This is a genomic window from Kitasatospora sp. NPDC086801, from assembly GCF_044745805.1.
In the GTDB taxonomy this organism is placed as follows: domain Bacteria; phylum Actinomycetota; class Actinomycetes; order Streptomycetales; family Streptomycetaceae; genus Kitasatospora.
In genome coordinates this window covers 1-22813 of record NZ_JBIVAX010000061.1, presented here as the reverse complement: position 1 = coordinate 22813, position 22813 = coordinate 1, and the positions used below count along the sequence as shown (strand labels likewise).

General features: G+C 72.0%; 26 protein-coding genes and 2 pseudogenes. 16 read left to right on the top strand and 12 right to left on the bottom strand.

Going from position 1 to position 22813, the window contains the following annotated elements; genetic code table 11:
* Positions 1-75: 75 nt before the first annotated feature.
* Both ACIPLC_RS35915 and ACIPLC_RS35910 read right to left on the bottom strand, forming a co-directional pair.
* A pseudogene (locus tag ACIPLC_RS35915) lies at positions 76-287 on the bottom strand (DUF4287 domain-containing protein).
* Positions 288-352: 65 nt separating this feature from the next.
* Positions 353-586 (bottom strand): hypothetical protein, encoded by a 234-nt coding sequence (locus ACIPLC_RS35910; RefSeq protein WP_400477250.1) that lies wholly within the window; start codon positions 584-586, stop codon positions 353-355.
* 208 nt (positions 587-794) lie between these two features.
* Between ACIPLC_RS35910 and ACIPLC_RS35905 the strand changes: the two genes are divergently transcribed.
* Positions 795-1352, top strand: coding sequence for a hypothetical protein (locus tag ACIPLC_RS35905; protein WP_400477249.1), 558 nt, complete (start codon positions 795-797; stop codon positions 1350-1352).
* Between the two features lie 67 nt (positions 1353-1419).
* Here the strand turns inward: ACIPLC_RS35905 and ACIPLC_RS35900 are convergent, their stop codons facing one another.
* From ACIPLC_RS35900 to ACIPLC_RS35890, 3 genes are read right to left on the bottom strand one after another with little or no spacing between them, the layout of a single operon-like run.
* Positions 1420-1824, bottom strand: coding sequence for a DUF6009 family protein (locus ACIPLC_RS35900; RefSeq protein WP_063352543.1), 405 nt, complete (start codon positions 1822-1824; stop codon positions 1420-1422).
* Entirely contained in the window at positions 1821-3425 is a 1605-nt protein-coding gene (locus ACIPLC_RS35895) for a phage/plasmid primase, P4 family (RefSeq protein ID WP_400477248.1), read from the bottom strand. Before ACIPLC_RS35895 ends, ACIPLC_RS35900 begins: the two co-directional genes overlap by 4 nt.
* Positions 3422-4507 carry a bifunctional DNA primase/polymerase gene (locus ACIPLC_RS35890; protein ID WP_400477247.1) on the bottom strand — a complete coding sequence of 362 codons (1086 nt, stop codon included), beginning with the start codon at positions 4505-4507 and terminating at the stop codon, positions 3422-3424. Before ACIPLC_RS35890 ends, ACIPLC_RS35895 begins: the two co-directional genes overlap by 4 nt.
* 993 nt (positions 4508-5500) lie before the next feature.
* Here ACIPLC_RS35890 and ACIPLC_RS35885 point away from each other — a divergent pair.
* The 3 genes from ACIPLC_RS35885 (at position 5501) to ACIPLC_RS35875 (ending at position 6853) form a co-directional block, all read left to right on the top strand.
* Positions 5501-5743, top strand: coding sequence for a plasmid mobilization protein (locus ACIPLC_RS35885; RefSeq protein ID WP_400477246.1), 243 nt, complete (start codon positions 5501-5503; stop codon positions 5741-5743).
* The gene (locus ACIPLC_RS35880; protein ID WP_400477245.1) at positions 5740-6111 is read left to right on the top strand and encodes a fic family toxin-antitoxin system, toxin component; all 372 of its coding nucleotides are present in this window, start codon (positions 5740-5742) and stop codon (positions 6109-6111) included. The genes ACIPLC_RS35885 and ACIPLC_RS35880 overlap by 4 nt, the downstream gene beginning before the upstream one ends.
* 355 nt (positions 6112-6466) lie before the next feature.
* Entirely contained in the window at positions 6467-6853 is a 387-nt protein-coding gene (locus ACIPLC_RS35875) for a hypothetical protein (protein ID WP_400477244.1), read from the top strand.
* Positions 6854-7035: 182 nt separating this feature from the next.
* Here the strand turns inward: ACIPLC_RS35875 and ACIPLC_RS35870 are convergent, their stop codons facing one another.
* Complete coding sequence (locus tag ACIPLC_RS35870) at positions 7036-7572, bottom strand: helix-turn-helix domain-containing protein (RefSeq protein ID WP_400477243.1); 537 nt, start codon at positions 7570-7572, stop codon at positions 7036-7038.
* Between the two features lie 213 nt (positions 7573-7785).
* On the opposite strand from ACIPLC_RS35870, the gene ACIPLC_RS35865 reads away from it, so the two are divergent.
* Positions 7786-8871, top strand: a complete 1086-nt coding sequence (locus ACIPLC_RS35865; protein ID WP_400477242.1) for an alpha/beta hydrolase family protein — start codon at positions 7786-7788, stop codon at positions 8869-8871.
* Between the two features lie 275 nt (positions 8872-9146).
* On the opposite strand, the gene ACIPLC_RS35860 is transcribed toward ACIPLC_RS35865, so the two are convergent.
* Positions 9147-9545 (bottom strand): VOC family protein, encoded by a 399-nt coding sequence (locus ACIPLC_RS35860; RefSeq protein ID WP_400477241.1) that lies wholly within the window; start codon positions 9543-9545, stop codon positions 9147-9149.
* A gap of 92 nt (positions 9546-9637) precedes the next feature.
* Between ACIPLC_RS35860 and ACIPLC_RS35855 the strand changes: the two genes are divergently transcribed.
* Positions 9638-10627, top strand: coding sequence for a helix-turn-helix transcriptional regulator (locus ACIPLC_RS35855; RefSeq protein WP_400477240.1), 990 nt, complete (start codon positions 9638-9640; stop codon positions 10625-10627).
* A gap of 396 nt (positions 10628-11023) precedes the next feature.
* Positions 11024-11446 (top strand): hypothetical protein, encoded by a 423-nt coding sequence (locus tag ACIPLC_RS35850; protein WP_400477260.1) that lies wholly within the window; start codon positions 11024-11026, stop codon positions 11444-11446.
* A 249-nt stretch (positions 11447-11695) separates the two neighbouring features.
* Here ACIPLC_RS35850 and ACIPLC_RS35845 read toward each other — a convergent pair whose 3' ends face one another.
* The 3 genes from ACIPLC_RS35845 to ACIPLC_RS35835 form a co-directional block, all read right to left on the bottom strand.
* A complete protein-coding gene (locus tag ACIPLC_RS35845) occupies positions 11696-12631 on the bottom strand; it encodes a LysR family transcriptional regulator (RefSeq protein ID WP_400477239.1) in 936 nt (311 codons plus the stop codon).
* A 209-nt stretch (positions 12632-12840) separates the two neighbouring features.
* Entirely contained in the window at positions 12841-13566 is a 726-nt protein-coding gene (locus tag ACIPLC_RS35840) for a dienelactone hydrolase family protein (RefSeq protein WP_400477238.1), read from the bottom strand.
* Positions 13567-13794: 228 nt separating this feature from the next.
* Positions 13795-14325, bottom strand: coding sequence for a hypothetical protein (locus ACIPLC_RS35835; RefSeq protein ID WP_400477237.1), 531 nt, complete (start codon positions 14323-14325; stop codon positions 13795-13797).
* A gap of 336 nt (positions 14326-14661) precedes the next feature.
* Between ACIPLC_RS35835 and ACIPLC_RS35830 the strand changes: the two genes are divergently transcribed.
* Positions 14662-15750 (top strand): vWA domain-containing protein, encoded by a 1089-nt coding sequence (locus tag ACIPLC_RS35830; RefSeq protein WP_400477236.1) that lies wholly within the window; start codon positions 14662-14664, stop codon positions 15748-15750.
* A 55-nt stretch (positions 15751-15805) separates the two neighbouring features.
* On the opposite strand, the gene ACIPLC_RS35825 is transcribed toward ACIPLC_RS35830, so the two are convergent.
* Complete coding sequence (locus ACIPLC_RS35825) at positions 15806-16999, bottom strand: AI-2E family transporter (protein WP_400477235.1); 1194 nt, start codon at positions 16997-16999, stop codon at positions 15806-15808.
* Between the two features lie 322 nt (positions 17000-17321).
* On the opposite strand from ACIPLC_RS35825, the gene ACIPLC_RS35820 reads away from it, so the two are divergent.
* Positions 17322-17675, top strand: coding sequence for an STAS domain-containing protein (locus tag ACIPLC_RS35820; RefSeq protein WP_400477234.1), 354 nt, complete (start codon positions 17322-17324; stop codon positions 17673-17675).
* Positions 17676-17685: 10 nt separating this feature from the next.
* A complete protein-coding gene (locus ACIPLC_RS35815) occupies positions 17686-18213 on the top strand; it encodes an ATP-binding protein (RefSeq protein WP_400477233.1) in 528 nt (175 codons plus the stop codon).
* Here ACIPLC_RS35815 and ACIPLC_RS35810 read toward each other — a convergent pair.
* Positions 18205-18432 (bottom strand): annotated as a pseudogene (locus tag ACIPLC_RS35810) (plasmid stabilization protein); the annotation flags it as partial. The gene ACIPLC_RS35815 and the pseudogene ACIPLC_RS35810 sit on opposite strands and share 9 nt — an antisense overlap.
* A 302-nt stretch (positions 18433-18734) precedes the next feature.
* On the opposite strand from ACIPLC_RS35810, the gene ACIPLC_RS35805 reads away from it, so the two are divergent.
* From ACIPLC_RS35805 to ACIPLC_RS35780, 6 genes are all read left to right on the top strand, one after another.
* Positions 18735-19670, top strand: a complete 936-nt coding sequence (locus ACIPLC_RS35805; protein WP_400477232.1) for a SigB/SigF/SigG family RNA polymerase sigma factor — start codon at positions 18735-18737, stop codon at positions 19668-19670.
* Positions 19671-19974: 304 nt separating this feature from the next.
* Positions 19975-20526 (top strand): ATP-binding protein, encoded by a 552-nt coding sequence (locus ACIPLC_RS35800; protein WP_400477231.1) that lies wholly within the window; start codon positions 19975-19977, stop codon positions 20524-20526.
* Between the two features lie 46 nt (positions 20527-20572).
* Positions 20573-20764, top strand: a complete 192-nt coding sequence (locus ACIPLC_RS35795; protein ID WP_400477230.1) for a hypothetical protein — start codon at positions 20573-20575, stop codon at positions 20762-20764.
* A gap of 102 nt (positions 20765-20866) precedes the next feature.
* Entirely contained in the window at positions 20867-21676 is an 810-nt protein-coding gene (locus ACIPLC_RS35790; RefSeq protein WP_400477229.1) for a ribonuclease BN, read from the top strand.
* A gap of 179 nt (positions 21677-21855) precedes the next feature.
* Complete coding sequence (locus ACIPLC_RS35785; protein WP_400477228.1) at positions 21856-22149, top strand: helix-turn-helix transcriptional regulator; 294 nt, start codon at positions 21856-21858, stop codon at positions 22147-22149.
* Positions 22150-22379: 230 nt separating this feature from the next.
* On the top strand, positions 22380-22775 hold the full coding sequence (locus ACIPLC_RS35780) for a hypothetical protein (RefSeq protein WP_400477227.1): 396 nt from the start codon (positions 22380-22382) through the stop codon (positions 22773-22775).
* Positions 22776-22813: the final 38 nt, after the last annotated feature.

The following is a 22813-nucleotide window of genomic DNA, read 5'->3' as shown; positions in this document are numbered from 1 at the left end:
ATGCCCATGAGACGTGGCAGCACTGCGACAGCGCGCCGTGGGACCCGTTCGAGGCCCACGGCGCGGAGGCCCGGGTTACTTGCCGCTGTCTTCGGCGAGAGTGTGGGCGACGAGCGCGTCGGCGTGTCCGTGGCCGAGTCCGTGCTCGGTCTTGAGCCAGGTGACGAGTTGCATGTGCTGGTCAGGGGCGAGGTGCGGATGAGGTCCTTCCAGTCCGCGATCGGGCGGCCGTCCTTCCTCTCGATCGAGGGGAAGTAGCTGGCGGGCCCCTTGGCTGGTCCGGTCATCGTGATGTCCTATCTGTCGCTCGGTTCGTGGTGATGCTGATACCTGGTAAGGCTTGCGGGCTCGCCTACGCCTTGATGAGGCGGGCGATGGCTGCGCTGAGCCACCGGAGGCCGAGGCCGGCGCCCGTGGTGAACACCAGGACGGTGACGGAGGAGCCTGCGAAACCCGCGAGGACGCCGAGGGGCATGAGACCGGAGCCGAGGGCCCATCCGCGGTGCCGGCCGGCGGCGAAGTGACGGGCGGCCAGCACGAGGAAGGCCGCACACAGGGCGAGGTAGCCGACCATGCCGCTGAGCATGTGGATGCTGCCGTGCCATCTCCATGCGGCGGCACCGGCATCGGGGGAATCGGGCGCACCGGCACCGGGCCACCCCGCCGCAGGCCGGCTGCTCCCTCCTGCGCGCGGTCGGTTGAGCCGGGGGCGGCGGCCCGGGGAGCGTCCGGTTAGGCTGAAGCGGCACGTCAACGGCCGTGGGAGGCCGGGAGGGTCCTGGACGAGGGGGAGCATGAGCGAGCTCGACGACCTGCGGATGCGCCTGGCGGCGCTGGAGACGGAGGTCGACCGGCTCCGGAAGGAGTCCGCAGCGACGCGAACGAGGGCGGCGATGGCCGACCGGGGCGGTGCGAAGGCCGCGAAGGCAGCGAAGGCGCGTACGTCGCCGCGCGGCCGCGCCCGGGTGCTGGACGAGACCCGTGTTGTGGTGGAGGGGGAGACCGAGACGGGTCAGGCGATGACCTGCCTCGCCGAGGCCGTCGGTGTCCTGGGCTCCGGCCGGGTCCGCAGCCAGGTCGAGGCCCCGCAGACCCAAGTCCTCCAGACCCAAGCTCTAGAGGCCCAGGCTCTAGAGGCCCAGGCTCTAGAGGCCCAGGCTCGACAGGCCCAAGTCCTGCCGACCGAAACCCGGCAGACCGAAACCCTGCGGACCGAGGTTCCGCAGGCCCTCACCCCGGCCCTGGAGCCTCAGGGCCGCACGCTCCCGCAGCACGGCCGGTTCCTGGAGAGCCTCCTGGCGGGTCAGTCGGCCCTCTTCGAGGAGCAGCGCCGCTCGGACGCCGAGCAGTAGCCACCTGACGAGCAAGCGGCCGGCTGATCAGCGCGGCGTGAGTGCAACCGCACCCACGCCGACACGGTCACGCCTTCGGAAGCGTTATCCCCAGTTCGAGCATCGCCGGCGAGGCCGGGCCGCCCTCGGAGCGCTCGGTCTTGTACCCCTTGACGCCGGGGGCGACGGTGCGCGGGTCGACGGCCTCGGAGGGGGCGCCGGTGGAGTAGAGGCCCTCGGGGTCCTGGTCGCGGTCGTGCGGCAGGAGCCAGAAGACGCGGCGGCGGAAGGTGCCGGAGGCTCGGGAGGACCGGGCGTCGGGGCCGAGGATGGCGTAGCCGACCATGCGGCCGTCGCGGTGGTAGGCGGGGCGGCCGCGGCGGGTGGTGAGGCGGTCCAGGGACTGGCGCACGTAGTCGAGGTCGGTGGTGTCCTCAAGCCAGACGAGATCGGTTTCGTGGGCGAGCTCGGCCGGGTCGATCAGCGCGCTCACGCGTTCTGCTCCTCTGTGTCGTCGGTGATCAGGCCGATGCCCGGGTAGTACTTGCGACTGTTGGACAGGACCATCTCCTTGGGGGAGGTCATACCCAGTGTCTCGCGAACTCGTGCGGCGAATGCACGACCGGATACGGGATTGGCGCCTTCGAAGCCGCACCAGCGGGTGTAGGCGCCGAAGAGCTGGGACTGTTCGGCGCGCATGCCCTCGCCTGTGACACAGGCCTCCTTGAGGAAGCGGCCGACGTGGTCCTCGGTCTCGGCGTAGGCGGTGGTGGCGACTTGGACGCGCTGGGGGCCGGCGAGGTCCTTCTCGCCGGCGAAGTAGCGGCGGGCGCCGTCGATGAGCCAGGCGAGGATGCCGGGGCCTTCCTCGGCGACGAGGACGTGGGCCAGGTTGTCGATCTTGCGTTCCTCGGGGACGACCCGTTCGAACGGGATCAGGCGCATGCGGCGCCAGAAGGCGAAGCCGCCGGTGCCGACCTCGGGGCGGTGGTTGCCGAGCAACCAGAGCTTGTGGGTCGGTTCGAAGGAGAAGAAGTCCTGGCGCATCCGGCGGGCCTTGATCTTGTCGCCGCCGGTGAGGAGCTTGACCCGGGCTTCGTCGAAGCGGTCGCCGGGCTTGAGCTCGGAGCAGACGATGATGCGTCGGCCGTGGAGTTCGGCGAGGTCGGTGGGGTGCCCGTCGAAGGTCTTGGCCATCAGGAAGCCGGGCGGGGCGGCGTCCGCGTAGTCGCCGAGGAGCTGGATCATGACGTCCAGCAGGACGCTCTTGCCGTTCTTGCCCTGGCCGTAGAGGAACGGCATGACCTGGGCGCCGACGTCGCCGCTGATCGAGTAGCCGAGCAGCAGGTGGAGGAAGTCGCGGGTCTGGCGGCCTTCCTTGTCGTCGCCGAAGGTGTCGGTGAGGAAGCGGTCCCAGCGCGGGGTCCGCATCCGGGCCGGGGCCAGGGTGGTGGAGCGGGAGTGGTGGTGGACCTTCGGGTCGGGCGGGACGATGGCGCCGGTGCGCAGGTCGACCACGCCGCCAGGCGTGCACAGGGCGTAGGCGTCGGCGTCCAGCAGGGCGGCGTTGAGGACCATGCCGGGGGCGGACTTCGCCTGGGCGAGCATGGCGTTCATGCCCGAGGTGGAGAGGGCGCGGCGGCGGTGCCGGCGCAGGTCGGTGTTGGTGTGGACGCCGCGGGGGTCGTGGGTGGCGATGCTCTCGGCCATCTCACCCGCAGCCCACAGGACGGTGTCGTCCTCGTCGAGCTGCCAGCGGTGGGCGGCCCAGCGGTACCAGCCGAGGCCGGGGACGTGCCGGTAGTCGCCTCCGTAGAGGTGGACGAAGAGCTTGGCGTTGCCCCGGTCGGACAGGGAGTCGGGCAGGAGGCCGTGCGCGCTCGCCTCCGGTCCTGCGGGGGCCTGCTTGGCCTCCTGAACTGGGGCGGGAGCCGACGCGGGCGCGGCGGGCGGGGTGTCGAGGAGGCTCTCCTGGACGGGGGTGCCGTGCCAGGGGGGCGGGGAGGCTGGGCCGGGAACCGGCGGGTACTCCAGGATCTGCTGGGCCGTGGCCACGGGATCGAAGACCGTCCTCTTGCGGGTGCTGTCGTTCATCCGCGTGCCTTCCCGACGTGCAGGGGCTGCCTGGCGCCGGCGGCGAGGCCGGAGCGGATGACGGCGGAGCTGTGCCTGTCCTGGCTGGGGCGGGCGGTTCGGGCCGCGTCCAGGAGGAGCCGCTCAGCGGCGGTGTGGGTGAGGTGACCGGCGGAGACCAGGCCTCCCATCGTGTAGGCGGCGCGGTTGAGTTTGCCGGTGAAGCCGGCTCCCTCGGGGGTGGTGGCGCAGTCGGTGACGTCCTGGAGGACGGTGTCGAGGACTCTCTCGGCCCCCCGCTTGCCGCCGCCTGCCGCGACGACGGCCGCACGGCCACGGTCGGGGACCGACGGTTGGGCGGCCGACTGGGTGCTGGGCCGGTCCTTGAGGTGACCGGTACGGACGAGTTCCTCGCTGAGCCACTGGGGCAGGGGCGCCGGCGTCCTGGCCCCGGGGAGGGCGGTGTAGGTACCGGCGGCGGTGACCGTGCCGGGGGCGACGATGTAGCCGCCGTGCGCGCGCACGTCGACCTGCCAGGCCAGGGCCCGGCCGTGGGAGGAACCGGTGGAACAGGCGAACCGGCGGTGGACGTCCTCCTGGTACCAGATGTGCAGCCCGCCAGAGGGGGTGCGCACGCGCAGGGTTCCGGTGTCCGTGGCAGGGTCGGGAGCCTGGCGGAGAGCCGCGAGCAGCGCGAGGGTGTGGTACCCGTTCTCAAGGCCGTCGAGGCTGACGTTCTCGTGGATCGGGATGCCGGGCAGGATCCGGTCCCGGGCGGGAACGGTGCTGGTGTGGCTGTCCACGTCGATGACGACGAGGCCTGCGGGGCCGCAGGCGACGCCGGTGCCGAAGTCCGGGTTGACGCGCCACCAGGCGGTGAGGACGTCCTGGTCGAGGGTGGCGGCGTGGAAGCCGTGGCACCAGCGACCGACCGGAAGGCATGCGCAGTCGGCAGGACTGTGGGGGGAGTCCTGGCAGGGCTGGCAGTTCGCGGGCGGGGTCTTGCGGCCGGGCGCGAGGGGATGGACGGGCCAGCCCTGGACGGCGCACCAGCGGGCGACGGCCAGCGCATCCGACTGGCGAAACGCTCGGTCGCTCCCCACGGCCTTAGGCGCCGTCACGCTGGTCCCTCTCCCCATGGTTGGTAGCTGCTCGGACTTGAGTCGCTCGTTCAGTCGCTGAGGGCAAAAAGCCAGGTCAGGGCACTGGTGGGCGCCGGATCAGCGACTGAAGCGACCGAAGTTCAGAAGATAGCTCACACAGACTATCCGAGCGAGGACGTACGAGTGCGGACTGCCGGAGTCTGCGGGGAAACTCAGCTACCGAAGCTCGGGCCAGCGACTGATCCCGTTCAGTCGCTGGTTTCGGTCTCCCGACGTTTTCGCAGGTCAAACCTGCTTTTCACAGCAAACAGCGACTGAAGCGACTGTAGCCCGGGTCTATAACGCGCACACGCACAGGGGAATGTCTTCATATACCTGGCCTTGAGTCGCTTCGGTCGCTGATGGAGCGGGTGCATGTGCCCTGACCTGGTATTTTGTCCAGCGACTGAAGCTCAGCGACTCAAAGCGACTGAGTCTCTCGGGCCAGCTCCCCGGCGTGTCGCGCCGGTCAGGTTCTTCTGGAAGTCTCCGACTTGGGTCGCTTGGGTCGCTTCAGTAGCTCCGGCTCCCGGTCTGGGGGAGTCCTTCTCTGCTGTGACCAGGGGTTATGGATCGCAGCGCCCCAAGCGACCGGGGCAGTCCAGGTACTGAGTCGCTGAGTCGCTGCCCCGGCTGCTCCCTCCGAGAGCAGGGTCGTGCCCGCGCGGCCAGCCTCGTGTGGCCAGTAGCGGCGCCGGTTTCGGCCCGTGCCGGGGTAGGCGTCGAGAGGGCGCGTGTCCAGGCCGCCGTCGGCCTGGCAGCTACCGAAGCGACCCAAGCGACCGAGATTCCGACCTAGCTGAGAGAGACCCGGTTTCAAGAGCCGGCCGGGAGGTTCCGCCCGCAGCTGGACGAGTCCGGTGACGAGCGTTTGTCCCCCAACCGGGTAATCTTGTGACGCCCGACACGCCCTGAGGCTTGTAGCGTGGTGTACGCCAGACTACGATCGCCGGTATGAAGCAGCTGAACGTGCGACTGGACGACGCCGTGCACGAGGCGCTGGAGCAGCGGGCGGAGGCCGCCGGGCTGAGCCTGACGGACTACGCCCGCAAGGTGCTGGCGGAGGAGGCGGACGAGCGGCGCGAGCGGTTCCTGACGGCCGCGGCCCACTTCTCGCAGGCGTGGGGGCCCGCGTTCGAGGCCGAGTTCGGTCCCTACCCGCAGAGCACCCGCGGCGCCGCGGCGGACGCCGCGTGATCCTCCAGATCGACCGGGCCTGGCTGCTCGACGTCGCTCACCAGTTCCTGCCCGCCGATCCGGACGTCACCGACTACGGGACCCTCGCCGCTGCGGTGGCCCGTCACCTCGACGAGGTCATGGACGTGCCGGTGTACGGCGGGGTGCACCAGCGGGCCGCAGCCCTCATGCACCAGTTGATCCGCGTCCCGGCCCTGGAGTTCGCCAACGAGCACTTCGCCGCCGTCGTGGCCGCCTCCTACCTCAGCGCCTCCGGCGTCATCGTCACCGCGGAACCCAAGCAGGCCGTCGACCTGGCCGCCCGCCTCCGCGCCGGGAACGCGGACGTCCGCGAGACGGCGGCCGCCATCCGGACCTGGTACCGCTGACCCCGCTCGACGACCGGTCAGCCGGCATCCGGCGGAAGGCGTCGGTCTCCTGGCGTGGTCCGGTGGTCCGGTGGCCCTGGAGCACGGCGGCCGGGCGGCCGGGGGAGGAGCCCGGGGCTCTGTCCGGTGACGAGTGGCGGTCGCCGAGGGCACGGCCCCAGCAGCTACCGAAGGCACCGGAACAGCGACTGTCGGACCGGCATGCAATCGTGTGCGGACGGGTGGGTGCTCGGGGGAGCCCGCGCCGTTGCCGGCCCGGCCGACAGCTGGATCCGGCTGCCCGACCTCGATTGCGGTGTCCGCGGCCCCGTGTCCGCGGGCGGGGAACGGACGGGCCCGTGACGCCGGTGTGCCGGTGACGGCGTTCGGCGTGGTGCTGGCGTTCTCGCTCGCGCAGGGGTCGTGGCAGTGGTTCTCCACCCATCTCGGGGTGGTGCTGCTCGCGGTGGTCCTGTCCTTCAGCCGTGCGCCGTTGCCGGCGCCGGGTCGACGGGCTGCCTACGGGCGGAGCCTGGTGGCGTACTCGCTGGTCGTGGTTTTGTGCGTGGCGTTGGCGCTGGCTCCGGCACTTCAGCGCTGGGACTGGCTGTTCCCCATGCCCGGGGCCCGGAGCGGGTGCGCTGAGTCCGGCCGCTACGAGAGCCTGCGGACGCAGGCCACGCTGGGGGACCCGGCCGGGCGCCTCGATGCCGCGATGTCCCCCTACCCGCCCCAGCTCCTGGAACGGTTCGAGCATTCATAACCGATCTGAACGCCACCATGGACGCCCACCTCGCCGAGCGGAGCCCGATGGCACTGTGCCCCCGGCGTCCTCGGGGACCGCCGGCGCTAGGTCCGTCCGGCCGCTCACGTGATGGTCGCGTGACCGACGTGACCGTCACGGTCGGCTGGCAGCCGCCAGCCGCCAGCTGTCGGTTGCTCGGCTTACCCCGGTGGGGCTTCCACCGGGAAGTGGATCGGGCTCAGCAGGTGCTGCGCCCGCTCAGGGCTCGGCCGGTTGGCCATCCTGGGCACGATGGCCGCGCGCAGCTCGCCGATCAGCTCGCCCAACTCCTCCGGGCTGAGCCAGAGTGCGTGCTGCCGGTAGCCCACCTGGTCGGCCACGGGGTCGGCCCGTTCGCGGTCGAGGTAGGCGTTGAACTCGGCCAGCAGGGCGGTCATCGCGGTGGCGAAGGCCTGCCGGTGATCGTCGGGGGTGAGTGAGCGGACCATCTCGGAGCCGACCACGGCTCGGTCCTGGCGCAGCCGGTAGTGCCGTTCCACCGCGCCTCGCACCCTCCGTTCCTCGGCGACCTCCAGGATCCCGCTGGCGACGAGCAGATTGATGTGCCGGTAGACGGTGGCCTTGGAGGCTTCGGGGATGCGGGCGCGGAGTTGAGCGGTGGTCAGGAGCCTTCCGCCGCCCATCGCATGCACGATCCGCAGCCGGATGGGGTGGGCGAGCAGTTCCAGGGAGTCCATGTCCAGATGGTCTCATGGCTGCTACCGTTCTCAATTATGGGACTAAATGGGGTAGGGGCACTGGACGTGGCGCGGGGCTTTGCCGCGCTCCTGCACGCGGAGAGTTTCGCCGAGACCGTGGAACTGTTCGCGCCACCTTTGCGCGCGGCCGTATCCGCCGATGCGCTGCGGCTCGCGTGGGCGGCCGAGACCGCGGGGCAGGGAGGGGTCACGGTGATCGGGGAGCCGGTGCGCGAGCCCGGCGAGGCCGACCCGGTACGCATCCGAATCCCGGTGACCTGCGCGAACGGCGGCTTCACCGTGGTCACGTCGGTCGGCGCCGACGGCCTGCTGCACGGTCTGCGGCTCGCCCCGGACGGCGGCGCCGAGTGGCAGCCGCCGCACTACGCGGACCCGGCCCGGTTCACCGAGCGGGAAGTCCGGCTCGGCACCGGTCCGCTCGCCGTACCCGGCACGCTGAGCCTGCCCGTCGGACCCGGACCGTGGCCCGCGGCCGTGCTGCTCAGCGGTGGCGGCGCGTTCGACCGGGACGAGACCAGCGGCCCCAACAAGCCGCTCAAGGACCTCGCCTGGGGGCTCGCCACCCGACAGGTGGCCGTGCTGCGCTTCGACAAGGCGACCTTCGCGCACCCGGACCGCCTGCCGTCGGACTTCACCATGGCCGACGAGTACCTGCCGCATGCGCTCGCCGCCGTCCAACTGCTCCGGCGACAGCCCGGGGTGGCCGCGGACCGGATCCACCTGCTCGGCCACAGCATGGGCGGTAAGGCGGCGCCCCGCATCGCCGCCGCCGACCCGTCGATCGCGGGGCTGGTGCTGCTCGCCGCGGACGCCCAGCCGATGCACGAGGCGGCCGTCCGGGTGGCCCGCCATCTCGCGGAGCTCGCCCCCGGCCCGGGCATCGACGAGGCGGTGGCGGCGCTGGCCCGGCAGGCCGCGCTGGTGGCCGGCCCCGAACTCACCCCCGACACGCCGTCGGAACTGCTGCCGTTCGGATTTTCCGCCGCCTACTGGCTCGACCTGCGCGCGTACGATCCGGTGGCCACGGCAGTCGCGCTCGCCTGCCCGATGCTCATCCTCCAGGGCGGCCGGGACTACCAGGTCACCGTCGCCGACGACCTGACGCGCTGGCAGGCCGCCCTGGCAGACCGGCCCGAGGTGGCGATCCGGATCCACCAGGACGCCAACCACCTGTTCTTCCCCGGCAGCGGCCGCGCCACCCCGGCCGACTACGCGCGACCGGGGCACATCGAGCCGGCGGTGGTGGACGAGATCGCGGCCTGGCTGGCGCGCCGCTAGGGGCGGACCGGCGTTTCGGGCGCGCTGGGACGGGGCAGGCACGGCGGCCTCACGGATGCCGAGGAGTCGGCCGACTCCCGGCGTGGGTCGCTGGCCGATTCCCGGCCAGGGTGGTCGGCCGTGCCCGGTTCCCACTGTTCGGGGTGGACGGAGTCCCGTCCGAATCCGGCTTCTCCCATCCGACCCGCGAGGGTCGTCCCCACGGGCGGATGCGGGCAGTTCCCGATGGTGAGGCGCCGCCGGATCTCTCCCGGTCGGGGGCGGCTTCGCTGTCCTCAGCGGGCAAACTTCTCGATGGCCGCCGGGGTGACAGGGGTGAAGAAGTTGACGAGGTTGCCGTCGGGGTCACGGAACAGGCGGGACCGGTTGCCCCAGGGCAACGTGGTGGGCTCGTTGACGAAGTCAGCGACGAAGCCGGCCAGGTTCCGGTGCACGCCGTCCACGTCGTCGACGAGGAATTCGATGATCACGGTGTTGTTGTCGGCCGGACGGGCGGAGCCGGGCGCGAACAGTGCCACGGTGCGGGTGCTGCCGATCGCGAGGGTGCCGCCGGTGGTACGAAGCTCGGCGAAGTCCTCGGTGGACCAGGTCGCCTGCACTCCGGTGGCTCGCTCGTAGAAGTCGACGAGGCGTGCGATATCGCCGGTGATGATGCGGATCGAGACGAGGTCCATGGAGATCTCCTTGGTCGGTGAAACCGGTGCAGCCCGCACGCTAGAACAGATAGTGGACAGAATCAGTCCGGTATTCCCGCTACGATCCGTCCATGGCTCGACCTACTGGCCGCGTGCTCACGCTCCTGGAACTCCTGCAGTCGGGCGGCATCCGGACGGTGGCCGAGCTCGCCGACAGGCTCGGCGTCGACGGGCGCACCGTGCGGCGCTACGTGGACCACCTGGTCGACCTCGACGTGCCCGTCGAGTCGGTGCGCGGCCGCTACGGCGGGTACCGGCTCGCCCCCGGGTACCGCCTGCCGCCGCTCATGCTCAACGACGACGAGGCGCTCGCCGTGCTGCTCGGCCTCGTCGCCGGTCGCCGAGCGGGGTTGCTGACGACGGTGGACACCGCGAGCGAGACCGCCGCGGCCAAGATCCGCCGGGTGCTGCCCGAGCGCCTGGCCCGTCGGCTCGACACCGTCCTCGAATCGCTGGCCTTCACGGCTCCACCCGGCGAGATCGCCGCCCCGGAGAGCGGGGTCCTGCTCACCGTCGCCGATGCGGTACGCCATCGCCGACCGGTCTCGATCAGATACACGGCCCGCGACGGCCGACGCAGCGAACGCACTCTGCACCCGTACGGGATCGTCACTCACGCGGGCCGGTGGTACGTCACCGGCACCGACCCCGCGATCGGCCAGGACCGGACCTTCCGGCTCGACCGCATCGCGGACGCGAGGGCCCTGGCGGGCTCATTCGAGCCGCCCGCCGGACTCGACCCGGCGCAGCGCGTCCTGTCGGGGCTGGCCGAGGCCGCGTACCGGCATGAGGTGACCCTGCGGATCCACGGGACGGTCGAGCAGATCCGCGCCCGGCTCCCCGCCAGCGTCGCGAGCGTGGAGGAGCCCGTGCCCGCGGGCAGCACGGATCCGCACGCCGAGCAGTGGCTCCGCGTCGACATCCGAGCGGAGCGGCTCGACTGGTTGCCCCCCGTCCTCGCCTCGCTCGACCGGCCGTTCGTCATCGAGCGTCCGGACGAACTCCGAGATCTCGTCCTCGCACTGGCCGACCGGCTCACCAGCTCTGCCCGCCGAGCCTGACGGCGCCGGCTACCGGGAGAGAACCCGGCTTGCGGTGGTGAGTGTTCGGGCGGAACCGTCCGGGACACTCACCACGCCGCAGCGGCAGCCGGCCTACCTGGCGAGTTCGGCCGGTTCGTCAAGTCTCGTCAGCTTCTTGCGTCCGACCGCTGGGCCTGGCCGCTGCGCCTGACCGGCGCGTCCGACCGCTGTGTCTGCGAAAAAGGAAGCGTCAATTCCGATTGCGCGCTTGGGTGTTGGGAACTTCGAAGCGTCGCCGACTGTTACAAGGCAGTGACGATCCGCTCACAACCCAAGTGTCGAGCGCGGCGTCCCTACAGATGACAGAGCCCGAATCGCACCGACCGTGCCTTCGGGTCGAACAACCACCTCCCCTTGAAAGGGGTCACACCCGTGATCGTCTCCAAGCGGAACTCCCTGCGCATGGCGGCCGTGACCACCGTCGCCGTGCTCTCCCTCGGGCTGGCGGGTACCGCCATGGCGGCCACCCCGGTCGCCCACCCCGCGTCCACCGCGCAGCAGGCCGCCGCGCAGCAGGTCGCCGCGCACGCCAGCATCACCGCCAAGCCGTCGGTCTCGTCCGTCCAGGCCTGGCAGCTGTTCCGTGTCACCGGCACGACCACCGGCCTCAAGGCGGGAACCGAGGTGACCCTGCAGCAGAAGCAGCACGGCAAGTGGGTCACCCTGCCCGCCTCCGTCCCCACCAACCGCAACGGCTCCTACTCGCTCGGCGTGAAGCTCGGCATCAAGGGCCTGAACGAGCTGCGCATCGTCAGCGGAGACATCGCCTCCCCCGTGTTCACCGTGACCGTGCGCTGACCCACGGTCCACCGTCCCCACGGTCCACCGTCCCCACGGTCCACCGTCCCCACGGTCCACCGTCCCCACCGTCCCCGACGCCGGACACGGGAATCAACCACGGTGCACCCCGGCCCGGCCCGTGTTCCCACCCACCGGCAATCCACCCGGCATCGTCAGCTTCACCGTGCCCGCACAGACGGCTGCGTCGATGCCCTGACCTGGTCCGCAGGCTCGTTCTGACCGACTCGGGAGGGGGCGTGACGGCGGTCAGCGCGGACGCGCCCAGCTCGGCGTCCAGGTCCCGGCGGCGTCGTGGCCGGCCGTTGTGGCGGCGAGGTGGGCGCGGAGGGTGGTCAGGGCCGGGTGGGGGTTGTCGCGGTGCCAGAGGAGCGAGTGCGGGTAGACGGGCGTCGGGCCGGTCACCGGGATGCGGCGCAGGCCGTGGTCGGCGGGCCAGACGAGGCGGGTGTGCTCGCCCATGAAGGTGGCCAGGGCGGGTGTGTCGGCGATGGTGTCGAGGAGCGCGTCGGAGCCGAAGTTGGGGCCGGTGGCCTCGATGGTGAGGCCGAACCCGGCGGCGAGGTCGTCGTAGTAGGCACCCCACTCGGTACCGGGGACGATGCCGGGCATCCAGATCCGGTGCCCGGCGAGCTGGGCGACGGTCACCGACCGGGCGCCCGCCAGTGCGTGGGCGGGACCGGTGAGGAGCTGGAGCGGCTCGTCGACCACCCGGACGGACTCGATGTCCTCGGGAAGGGGCCGGCCGGGCGCGACGACGGCACGGAAGGACGCGTCGATCGCGCCGGAGCGGATGGCGGCGACGGCCGTCTCGATCTCGAACAGCATCATCACGTCGAGGTCGATCTCGGGGTGCGCGCGGTGGAAGCCGCGCATCAGGCCCGACGCCGCGCCGCGCGAGTTGATCACGTCGACGCGCAGCGGGCGGCGGCCCGGGCGTACGGACTCGACCGCGCGCTCGGCGACGCGCAGCAGCTCGCGCGCGTGGGGCAGGAACGCCTGCCCGTCGATGGTGAGCTCGGCCCCCCGCGCGGTGCGGGTGAACAGCCGCACGCCGAGGTTGCGCTCCAGCGCGGCGATGCGCTTGGAGACGGCTTGCTGGGTGACGGCCAGTTCGGCGGCGGCCTCCTGGAACTGCCCCGTGTCGGCGGCGGCGACGAAGGTCCGAACGGTGTCGAGGTCCATGCCGGCCACCCTATAGTCACAACCATTGGTTGTGGCCGGGTGGCCCTGCGGTTGTTTGATCCCTGGGTATGAGGCCCGCTTCGGTGCTTCCGATCGCGGATCGGTTGTGCGGGTGAGGCGGTGCCGCCCGGCCGCCCTGGTGAGTGGCCCGGAGTCGTGGTCACGGGCCAGGCCACTCCGTCGCGGGCCGGTCACTCGTCACGGGCAGGTCACTCCGTCACGGGCAGGCACTCGGCGAGCAGGCCGACGACGTCGCGCCAGGCCCGCTGAGCGTGCCGTGGGTGGTGGCCGACGCCGGGAAGCACGGTCTGGTCGACCGGCGGGTGGTGGAAGGCGTGCAGGGCGCCGCCGTAGACCACGAGGCGCCAGTCGACGCCCGCGGCCTGCATCTCGGCGGTGAACGCGTCCCGTTGCGCGGGCGGCATGATCGGGTCTTCCGATCCGACCCCGGCCCACACCGGGCAGCGGATGCGTGCCGCCTCGCCCGGTCGGCCGGTGGTCAGTGCGTTGACCGTCCCGATCGCGCGCAGGTCGACGCCGTCGCGCCCGAGTTCCAGCGCGATGGCGCCACCGGTGCCGTAGCCGATGGCGGCGATCCGGCCGGGGTCGGTCCGCGGTTCGGCGCGCAGCACGTCGAGCGCCGCGTGGCCGATGCCCCGCATCCGGTCGGGGTCGGCGAGCAGCGGAGTGACGTGCGCCAGCATCTCCTGCGGGTCGGTGAACCAGCGCCCGCCGTTGATGTCGAAGGCCAGCGCCACGTAGCCCAGTTCGGCGAGGGCGTCGGCCCGGCGGCGCTGGAAGTCGTTCAGCCCCGGCCCCTCGGGCCCGATCAGGACCGCGGGCCGGCGGTCGGCACCGGCCGGGAGTGCGAGGTGCCCGATCATCGTGAGGCCGTCGGCCGGGTACTCGACCGTGCGCGTGGTAACCGTCGTCATGGGACCGGACTGTAGTGACCGCCGGGCCCGGTCGGGTCGGTGTTCACCGCCGGCAGAACAGTGCGGGTGTGCCGCTGGACGTGCGGCGACGGCAGTGGTGAGACCGGCCCGGGGGGCCGGTCTCACCTGACGTTGTCGGGGGGAGGTGGATCTGCGGGTGCGTCTCACACGACGTTGTCGGCCGCCCGCGTTTGCGTCATCCGCTCCGTCATCCGCTCCGGGCCCAGGTCAGGATCCGGCCGGTGCGTCCTCGATGTCCGAGATGAGTTTGGTGCTCAGGTCGCTCTGCACTGCCAGCTGGGTGTGCCCGGCGTTGGGGCCGGTGCCCCAGGTGAGCGTGACGGTGGTGAACAGGTGGCCGGCTCCGGAGTCGTGGTACTGCACCTCCCAGTGGGTGGGCACGTCCTGGGCGCGAAGGACGCCGTCGGCATGGTTGGCTTCCTCCCAGGCGGCCAACCGCTGTTGCAGATCTGCCGTGAGGTAGTGGGCGCGAAGGCTGCTCGACAGGTCGTCGGTGCCGTCGGCGACGGCGTCGATGTAGGCGCCGTAGAAGTCGGCGACCCGGTCGACCGCGGAGTCCGGGCTCCCGTCGCGGACCGCGTCCCCCGGCGCCACCCGCTGTCCGTCCGCCTGCTCGGTACGAGTGGTGGGGGCGGGGTGCTGCGGGCCGGCCGCCGTGGCCTGCGGCGTGGCCGCCACCATGATCAGGCCGACCGTGGCGGCCGCCGCCAGCAGTCCGCGTCGAACGCTCAGCTTCATCGTCAGTCTCCCTCGTCATGCCATCGGGTCGGGCCCTGGGCGGGTCACCTGTCTCAACGACGCTCGAACCGGCAGGGAACGGGCCGCGCGCAAACCCGGCGCCGACCCGACCTTCGAGGCACTCGTGGTGTGAAGAGCGGGCTCTCCTCTCTCCTCTGACCGGAGCCTTCTGGGCGGCTGTCGGAATCCGGCTTCCCGAAGGAAGGTCTGACGGGCGGTCGGCGTCCGTGAATCCCAGGTCGGAACGCATTGTCAGTGCCCCCTCGTAGTGTGGAACCAGCGTTGGAGGGGGCGCCGGAAAGGCGTCGAAAAGAGCGTTGGAAAAGGGGTAGAACCATGTCTGCGAACCGGATCAAGCACAAGGTCAACCACGTTTCGCTCGTGGTCGACAATTCCGGCTCGATGCGCAAGCACGAGGCGCAGCTTGTTCGTGTGGTGGACGAGTTCGTGAAGGGCCTTCAGGAGGAGTCCGACCGGCTCGGCCACGAGACCCGCATCAGCCTCTACGCCTTCGATCACGAGGTGCAGAACCTGGTTTGGGACATGGACGTCAAGCACCTGCCGTCGCTGCGGGGCCTCTACCAGGTCAACAACGGTGCGACGGCGCTGATCGAGGCGGCCGTGAAGTCCATAGACGACCTGAAGAACATCTGGGAGGGGTACGGGGAGCATTCCTTCCTCCAGGTCGTCGTCACCGACGGCGAGGAGAACGCCTCGGGTTGCTCGGAGACCGGCCAGATGCACATCCGCATGGGCGGCGAGGGCACTGCCGTCCTGGACAAGTGGCTGGGCCGCATTCAGAAGGCCATGGACAACCTTCCTGACCACTGGACCTCGGCGATCCTGGTCCCGAACTCCCTGGCCAAGCGCACCGCTCAGGAGTACGGCTTTCCGGCGGGCAACATCGCGATCTGGGACGCGGATTCCAGCAAGGGCGTGGAGGAGGCCATCGGCACCGTCAAGACGGCTGCGACGAGTTTCCTGCGGGGCCGTGAGCAGGGCGTGCGCGGCACCAGGAACCTGTTCGCCATGGGCCAGGATCTGAGCACTGCCGAGGTGAAGGCCAATCTCGATGCCCTGGACACCGGCAAGTACATCCTGATACCGGTCGACCAGCAGACGCAGATCCGCGACTTCGTCACCCGCGCCGGGCACGCGTACAAGAGCGGCTGCGCCTTCTACGAGCTGTCCAAGCGCGAGAAGATCCAGGGCAACAAGCAGCTCGCCGTGGCGGAGAAGGACCCGGCCACCGGGCGGATGACAGGCAGGGTGTTCTCGGGCCCGGCGGCCCGCCAGCTCCTCGGCCTGCCGCAGTCGGAGGTCACGGTGAAGCCGGGCGACAACCCGGCGTACACCGTGTTCGTCCAATCGACCTCCGTCAACCGGAAGCTGGTGTCGGGCACCAAGCTGCTCGTCCTCCTGTAGCACCCATAAGCGCAGCAGGTGCCGAGGTGGCGGCGGTGCTGTGAGGTCCGGTCGCTCACCGGGCATCCCGGTCGTCCCGGTCGTCCCGGGCATCCCGGTCATCCCGGCCGTCTGTGGCCCGGTGCGGGCGTCGTCGTCCGTCCTGTCGGCGGTGCGGCTGCCCGCGTGCCGCAGCGGAGCCGGTCCGTGACCCCGATCGGGTCGGCGGCCCGTGGTCCCGCAGCTCGCTGATCACCGCCCAGGCGACCGACACCACCGGCACCGCCACCACCGCGCCGAGGACACCGGCCAGCACGGCGCCGCCGATCACCGACAGCGCCACCGCCACCGGGTGGATCCGGACGGACCAGCCCATGACCAGCGGGTGCAGCAGATGGCCCTCGATCTGGCCGATGACCACGATCAGCCCGAGCACCAGCAGCGCGACCACCGGGCCGCGGGCCGCCAGGGCGACCAGCGCGGCGACGGCCAGCGCGATGGGGGAGCCGATCAGCGGGACGAGCGCCGCGACGAACTCCAGCACGATCAGCGGCAGCACCAACGGCACCCGCAGCACGGCCAGCGCGATGCCCACCAGCACCGCGTTGGTCGCCGCCACGATCAGCACACCCCGGGTGTAGCCGGCGAAGGTGCGCCACGCGGCGCGCCCCGCCCGGTCCCAGGCCGGCCGTGACCGGGCCGGGAGCTGCCGCTGCGCCCAGCACCACATCCGGTCACCGGAGTGGAGGAAGAACACCGAGCAGAACACCGCGAGCGCCAGCCCGGTGAGCAGCTCGACGACCCGGCTCACCCCGCTGAGCGCGGTGCTGAGTAGCGCCGAGCGGTGGGCGGTGAGGAACTCGCCGAGCTTGGCCCGCAGGTCGGTGACGGTGCCGGCCCGCAGGTGGAAGGGGGCGCCGGTCAGCCAGTGGTCGATCCGCCCGAGGCCGCCGCGCAGTTCGGTGCCCAGCCGGCCCCACTCGCCGACGACGGTCGTGCCCACCAGCGTGAGCACGCCGACCACGGTCACGAGGGCGCACACGACGGCCAGCAGGACGGCGAGCGAGCGGGGCATCGTCCGCGCCAGCAGGTCGACGAGCGGCCGCAGGACCGAGGTGATGACCAGCGCCAGGAACACGGCGACGACCGGCAGCTGCAACTGGGCGAGGACGGCGACGGCCAGGTAGGCGGCCACACCGAGCAGGACCAGCCGCCAGGTGTACCCGGCGGCGGTCCGCAGCCCGATCGGCACGTGGTCCTCGGACGCCACGGGGCGGACCCGGGGCGGGGCCACCCGGGTCCGGCGGTTGGCGGGCGGGTGGGGCCGCCGGGCCGGTCTCGCGCGGTTCACTCGCACGGGTGGCCTCCCTGGCGTCGGCCGGGCTTCGTCCGGCCCCGCGCGGCTACCCAGGCCGATGGGCGGGAAACGGTCGATGGGCGGGAAACGGTCGACGGGCGGGAAACGGTCGCGCTTTCCGGCGGCCGGTCCGCAGCGCGGTGGGACCGTCGCGGCCGGTGTCCGGCGTGGTCGTGGTGATCGACTCCTGCTGCCTCACACGTGTGGCCACCGACGAGTCGGGCACACGCGGGGCATGGACGAGGAACGGGCGGTGAGCCCGGCCCCGCCCGGGACGGTGTTCTCCCGTGCGGCGGCCGAGGGCGAGCAGCGGGTCGTCGCCGTTCCTGCCGTTCCTGCCGTTCCTGCCGTTCCCGCCGATCTCGCCGGCCTGCGGCTCTGCGACTCCGCCGGGCTGAACCTGCAGCTGCGCGCACGCCTGGACGCCGAGACGGCCGGTCTTCGACTGGAACTCGCCGGTCTGCGGCCCGTGGTGGCGCGGCTGTGCGCGATCACGGGGGCCGACACCGCGCTGCGAACCCCTCCCGACCACGACGCCGCTCTGAAGACCGCGGATCCGTCGCAGGGCACCTGCGACGACGTGGAGTGAGGAGCCTGGCATGAAGGGCGCCGGGGAAGGCACCTCGTCGAAGGAGTTCGACCGGGGGCCGATCGACTCCGATCGGAGGGCGACGGGTTCCGGCCGAAGCCCGAGCGACTCCGACCGGACCAGGCGGCTCGTGCTGGACGGCAGCGAAGGCGCGGTGCGGCGTTCCCGGGACTTCAGCCGTGAGGCGCTGCTCGCCTGGCACTGGTTGCCTGCGGTGGGCGCCGGGCGGCTGGCGGTGGCGGAGGACGTCCTGCTGATGGTGTCGGAGCTGGTCACCAATGCGTGCCTGTACGCGCCCGGTGGTCCTCGGGAACTGCGGCTGAGCTGGGACGGTGCGCGGCTGCGGGTGGAGGTCTCGGACGCCAGCCCGGTCCCGCCACGGCTGCGCCCGTTCGCCGACCCGGGCCGTCCCGGCGGCCACGGCCTGCGGGTGGTGGACCGGTTGGCGCGCGACTGGGGCTGTCTGCCCGAGGGTGAGGGGAAGCTGGTCTGGCTGGAGGTCGCGTCCCCGACGGAGCACGGCGCTCTCCGGCGCTGACCCCCCCTGGTGCGAGCGCTGCCCGCCTCGGCGGGCGGAGGAGATGCCGTGGGTCGAACTGCGGCCGGCGGTCTTCGCCTCGCCGTGCCGGGCGCGTTCCTTGTTCACCGTACGGGCGGCGATCTCCCCGGCCCGCTTCTCGCTCTCGTCCCGGTCGAGCGCGCTCTCCATGCTGTGCTCGTACCGGCGCTCCCGCTTGGGGCTGGATCCGCGGGGCATCGCGGCGGCCCCTTTCGTGACCGGGGGGGGCGTTGTCCGAGCGCGTGTACCTGTCCGAGCGCGTGCACCTGGAGGAAACCCGATAAACCACCCAAAACGTGAATCGGAAGTCGTGTGTCGGGTAGAGAACGCATGACGCGGCCACGGCGCGAAGCCGGCCGCATCCGCACCCTCGCCGGGTGCTACCGGGACCGTCGCCCGACGAAGCCGGGCCCAGGTCCTCCGGAAAACAGCCCGCCGCGCTTGAGCGCGAGCCGCTCGCGGCGCCGGGCGTTCGCCCCGATGCCCAGGAGAGAGCCACCGTGTCCACCACACTGGAAACCGGTCGCCCCGCCGACCGGACGGCCGCCCCGCCGTCCGGCCTCCCGCCCGACGTGCCGCCCCGTCCGACGGACGCGCAGCTGCGCGCGATGGGCAAGTCCGAGGCACGCGAACTCAGCGACGCGCTGTTCGAGCGCCTGGCCGGCCTCGCCCGCGAGAGCCACGCGTACAGCTACGTGCGCGGCACGATCATCGAACTCAACATGCCGCTGGTGCGCTTCACCGCCGCCCGCTTCCGGCACCGCGCCGAGGACATGGACGACATCCTCCAGGTCGGCACGATCGGCCTGATCAAGGCCGTCGACGGCTACGACCCGCAGCGCGGCGTCGAGTTCGTCACCTACGCCATCCCCACCATCGTCGGCGAGATCAAGCGCTTCTTCCGCGACACCTCCTGGCCGGTCCGGGTCCCGCGCGGTATGCAGGAGCTGTACCTGACCGTCGCCCGCGGATCCGACCGGCTGGAGCAGCAACTCGGCCGCCTCCCGCACCCCGACGAGATCGCCGAGGACCTCCACATCACCGTCGAGCAGGCCACCGAGGGCCTGGTCGCGGGCCGCGTCTACCGGCCCGACTCGCTGGACGCGCCGCGCGAGCAGGACACCGACGAGAGCGGCAGCGCCATGCTCGACCGCCTCGGGACCTGCGACCCCGCCATCGAACTCGCGGACTTCCGCACCGCCGTACGCCCACTGCTCGCCCGGCTGCCCCGCCGCGATCAGACCGTGCTCAAGCTCCGCTTCTGGGACGGCTGGACCCAGTCCCAGATCGCCGAACGCATCGGCGTCTCCCAGATGCACGTCTCCCGCCTGCTCACCGCCACCCTCACCCGCCTGCGCGAGCAACTGGACGACCGTGACGCCCCCGGCTGGACGGACGAACCCGAGGGAGCGGCCGAACCCGTGGTGCCGGGCTGATTTTCCTCCCGTCCGGGCGTTTCACCACGGCGGCCCCCCGCAGCGGATGGCCGCGCTGCGGGGGGCCGCCATGGTGAAACGGGAACCGTGGTGAAGGAGGAACACCGTGTCCCCGACGGCTTCCGGTCACATCCTGGAACGGCCGCGGGCCCGGGACGTCGAGCACGCAGTCGGCCCCTCGTCCCGGGCGGGCCCCGCGACGCGCAGCGTTAGGCGCAGGCCCGCGCGGGTAGGCGCGACCCTGCGGGGGGCGACCGGAACCGGACGGAGAGGAATCCCCATGTCGCTGCCAGGACTCCCACCGATGACGGCCTCCGGTGCCTTCGCCGGACGGCTGATCGCGGACGACCCCTCCGGCGGGCCCGACCACCCGGCGCCCGCGCCCGGCAACGGCCCGGCGGCGCTCGACAGCCTGGAAGGGCGCGACCGCATGACCGGATCACGGCCTTCCGGTGGACCTCCGCTCCCCACGAAGCCGCGGACGCAGCGGCTACCGCTCCCGGCCCGCCCCGAAACGGCCGCCGACGCCCGCGCCTTCACCGCAGAGTTCCTGGCCGACGTCACCGACCCGATGGTGGTCGCCGACGCCGTCCTGCTGGTCTCCGAACTCGTCGGCAACGCCCTGCGCCACACCGGCGAGCCCGGGGCGCTGTTCCTGACCCGCACCGCCGGCCGGCTGCGGATCGAGGTCAGCGACGCCAGCCCGCGCCCGCCGCTGCCCCGGCCCCCGCACCGCCCGGACGAATCGGGAGGCCTCGGCCTGTTCCTGCTGAGCCGGCTCGCCCTGCGCTGGGGCTGGCATCCGTCGGGGCCGGGCAAGACGGTGTGGTGCGACCTACGGCTGCCCGCGAGCTGACGGCCTGCCTGGCGGGTGCGCCAGGCGCACCGCGCACTCCAGCGTCATGGCCTGCGCGAAGACGCCGAAGACGCCGAAGAACTCGAAGACGTGGAAGACGCCCTCCTGCTCCTCCCCGCCCCCGCCGGAGCCGGTGGACGGCCTCGACCGCCCGCTCACGGTCTGCGACCAGCAGGCCCTCACCCCGCCGAGCACCGGGCCGGTGCCGCCCGGCGCGCCCCGCGGGGTGGCATCCTGACGGGGCAGATCCGTCCGTGGGCGCCGAGCACAGCGAGGATCCAGTGGCCGTGAACCGACCGTCGCCGTCGCCGTCGCCGCGCGGCGTCCCGGGTTGAGCGGCGTGCGCCGCCGGAGCCGGTTGGCGGCGATCGCCCGCAGCTGGTGGCAGGTCCTGCGGGCGGCGGTCGTCGGCGTGTGGGAACACGGCCGCACCATCGAACTGCTTCAGCGCTCGATGGCGTTCGCGGCGCTGTTCTTCGTGACCCTCGTGCCGCTGCTGATCGTCATCGCGGCCGCCTTCCCCGCGCGCGGCAGCGGGATCTCCGAGTGGATCACCGACGGCCTCGGCCTGAGCGGGCAGGGCGCCGACGCCGTCCACCGGCTCTTCGCCTCCCGGGGCCAGGTGCTCAGCACCACCACGGGTTTCGGCCTGGCCGCGCTGGCGGTCTTCGGGGTCTCGTTGATGGCCTCCGTCCAGGGCGTCTACGAGCGGGTGTGGGAGCTCGACCGCGGCCCGTGGCACGCGGTCTGGCGCCAGACCCTCGGCCTGGCCGGGCTGATCGGGTACATCGTGCTGGCCGCCTCCAGCGGCTCGCCCTGGCGCCACTCGGCCGTCCAGCCCACCTTCCGCATCGCCGTCACGACCGTCGGCGGCATCCTGCTGTTCTGGTGGCTCCAGCACCTGCTGCTCGCCGGACGCGTCCCGCCGAGGCAGTTGCTGCCCGGAGCCGTCGCGACCATGGTGGCGCTGGCGGGCCTGCGGCTCTTCTCCAGGCTGGTCTTCGCGCCGCTGCTGGTGTCCAACGCGGTCTCCTACGGGACGGTCGGGACGGTGCTGATCGTCCAGTCCTGGCTGATCGGCGTCGGCTACACCGTCTACGGCGGCGCGCTGGCCGGCCGCGCCGTGGTCCGGGCCCGCCACCGGCCGTAGCGCCTGTCGGGCCGGGTGACCGGCGATGCCCCGGTAGGACAGCACCGGGGCCGCCCCCGGCGGAGTGCGGACCGCGACCGGCGCGAGCCGCAGCCCGGAGCGGCCCCCCGGTCGGTGCGGTCCAGGAGGCGTGGATCCCTCCCGGGTCCCGGGTGACGCGATCGCCCTATCCTGAGGAAGTGGAAGAACGGCTGGCGGTCGGGCGGCAGTGGACGTTCCTGACCAATCACGCGCGCGTCCTGGTGCAGATCGCCCGGGACCCGGGCATCAGGGTGCGGGACATCGCGACCAGCTGCCTGCTGACCGAGCGAGCGGTCCAGCGGATCATCGCGGACCTCGAAGCGGCGGGCTACCTCAGCCACCGCCGGGTCGGGCGCGCCAACGTCTACCGCGTCATCGACGGCAAGCAACTGCGCCACCCCGCCGACAGCGGCCCGACGCTGGCAGAACTGCTGGCCGTCCTGCTGCGCTGACCGCCCGCCCCGGCGCCTGGACGGACCTTGTTCGCCGTACGCGTGGCCCCCACGCCGAGGGGGCCGGGTAAGCACGAAGCCGGTGGACGTTCCGGGTCATCACACTCGCTCCGCTTTCCCCGGAAGCTTCGCCGAGGTCGCCCCCACTGCGGGCGCGGTCTCCCGCGGCGCAGCACACGCTTTCGTCGGGGCGGCTGTAGCTGTCGGTGGCGCCGAATAGTCTGCGGGGCATGGCTGCTGTCAAGGAACCAACACCTCCCAGACCCATCGTCCCGGGCGATGTCGTCGCAGCGTTCTCCGAGTATCTCGGCGAGTGGACAGCGGCACAGATCACCCATCTGGACCCGGACCACCAGCTCGCGGGCGTCCTGCACCTCGACTGGTCCGGCCCGGAGCCGATGTCCGTGGCGGAGCTCGGCGAAGTCGTGCCGGGTTGTTTCGCGGTGGGGCTGGCGCATTGCTACTACGAGTGGGTGCTCCCTCGGAGCTACAAGGTCATCGGGACGCTGCCGCTGCTGCACGACGAGCCGCCGAACAGTTACGCGTTCGGGTGGGGCATGGGGCTCGATCTAGGTTCTGTCCGCGCGATCATGAGCGGAGCCAGATGGCCAGTGCGGCGACCGTGACTGTGCCGAGAAAGACGTACACGCGTTTGTCGTACCTG

Excerpts from the sequence above, each read along its gene's own strand:
- ACIPLC_RS35885 (WP_400477246.1), top strand. The coding sequence starts at position 5,501 with ATGAAGCAGCTGAACGTGCGACTGGACGACGCCGTGCACGAGGCGCTG.
- ACIPLC_RS35795 (WP_400477230.1), top strand. The coding sequence starts at position 20,573 with ATGGCCTGCGCGAAGACGCCGAAGACGCCGAAGAACTCGAAGACGTGG.
- ACIPLC_RS35845 (WP_400477239.1), bottom strand. The coding sequence starts at position 12,631 with ATGGACCTCGACACCGTTCGGACCTTCGTCGCCGCCGCCGACACGGGG.
- ACIPLC_RS35780 (WP_400477227.1), top strand. The coding sequence starts at position 22,380 with ATGGCTGCTGTCAAGGAACCAACACCTCCCAGACCCATCGTCCCGGGC.
- ACIPLC_RS35870 (WP_400477243.1), bottom strand. The coding sequence starts at position 7,572 with ATGGACTCCCTGGAACTGCTCGCCCACCCCATCCGGCTGCGGATCGTG.
- ACIPLC_RS35855 (WP_400477240.1), top strand. The coding sequence starts at position 9,638 with ATGGCTCGACCTACTGGCCGCGTGCTCACGCTCCTGGAACTCCTGCAG.
- ACIPLC_RS35905 (WP_400477249.1), top strand. The coding sequence starts at position 795 with ATGAGCGAGCTCGACGACCTGCGGATGCGCCTGGCGGCGCTGGAGACG.
- ACIPLC_RS35860 (WP_400477241.1), bottom strand. The coding sequence starts at position 9,545 with ATGGACCTCGTCTCGATCCGCATCATCACCGGCGATATCGCACGCCTC.
- ACIPLC_RS35820 (WP_400477234.1), top strand. The coding sequence starts at position 17,322 with ATGGACGAGGAACGGGCGGTGAGCCCGGCCCCGCCCGGGACGGTGTTC.
- ACIPLC_RS35815 (WP_400477233.1), top strand. The coding sequence starts at position 17,686 with ATGAAGGGCGCCGGGGAAGGCACCTCGTCGAAGGAGTTCGACCGGGGG.
- ACIPLC_RS35800 (WP_400477231.1), top strand. The coding sequence starts at position 19,975 with ATGACGGCCTCCGGTGCCTTCGCCGGACGGCTGATCGCGGACGACCCC.
- ACIPLC_RS35910 (WP_400477250.1), bottom strand. The coding sequence starts at position 586 with ATGCTCAGCGGCATGGTCGGCTACCTCGCCCTGTGTGCGGCCTTCCTC.
- ACIPLC_RS35840 (WP_400477238.1), bottom strand. The coding sequence starts at position 13,566 with ATGACGACGGTTACCACGCGCACGGTCGAGTACCCGGCCGACGGCCTC.
- ACIPLC_RS35895 (WP_400477248.1), bottom strand. The coding sequence starts at position 3,425 with ATGAACGACAGCACCCGCAAGAGGACGGTCTTCGATCCCGTGGCCACG.
- ACIPLC_RS35830 (WP_400477236.1), top strand. The coding sequence starts at position 14,662 with ATGTCTGCGAACCGGATCAAGCACAAGGTCAACCACGTTTCGCTCGTG.
- ACIPLC_RS35835 (WP_400477237.1), bottom strand. The coding sequence starts at position 14,325 with ATGAAGCTGAGCGTTCGACGCGGACTGCTGGCGGCGGCCGCCACGGTC.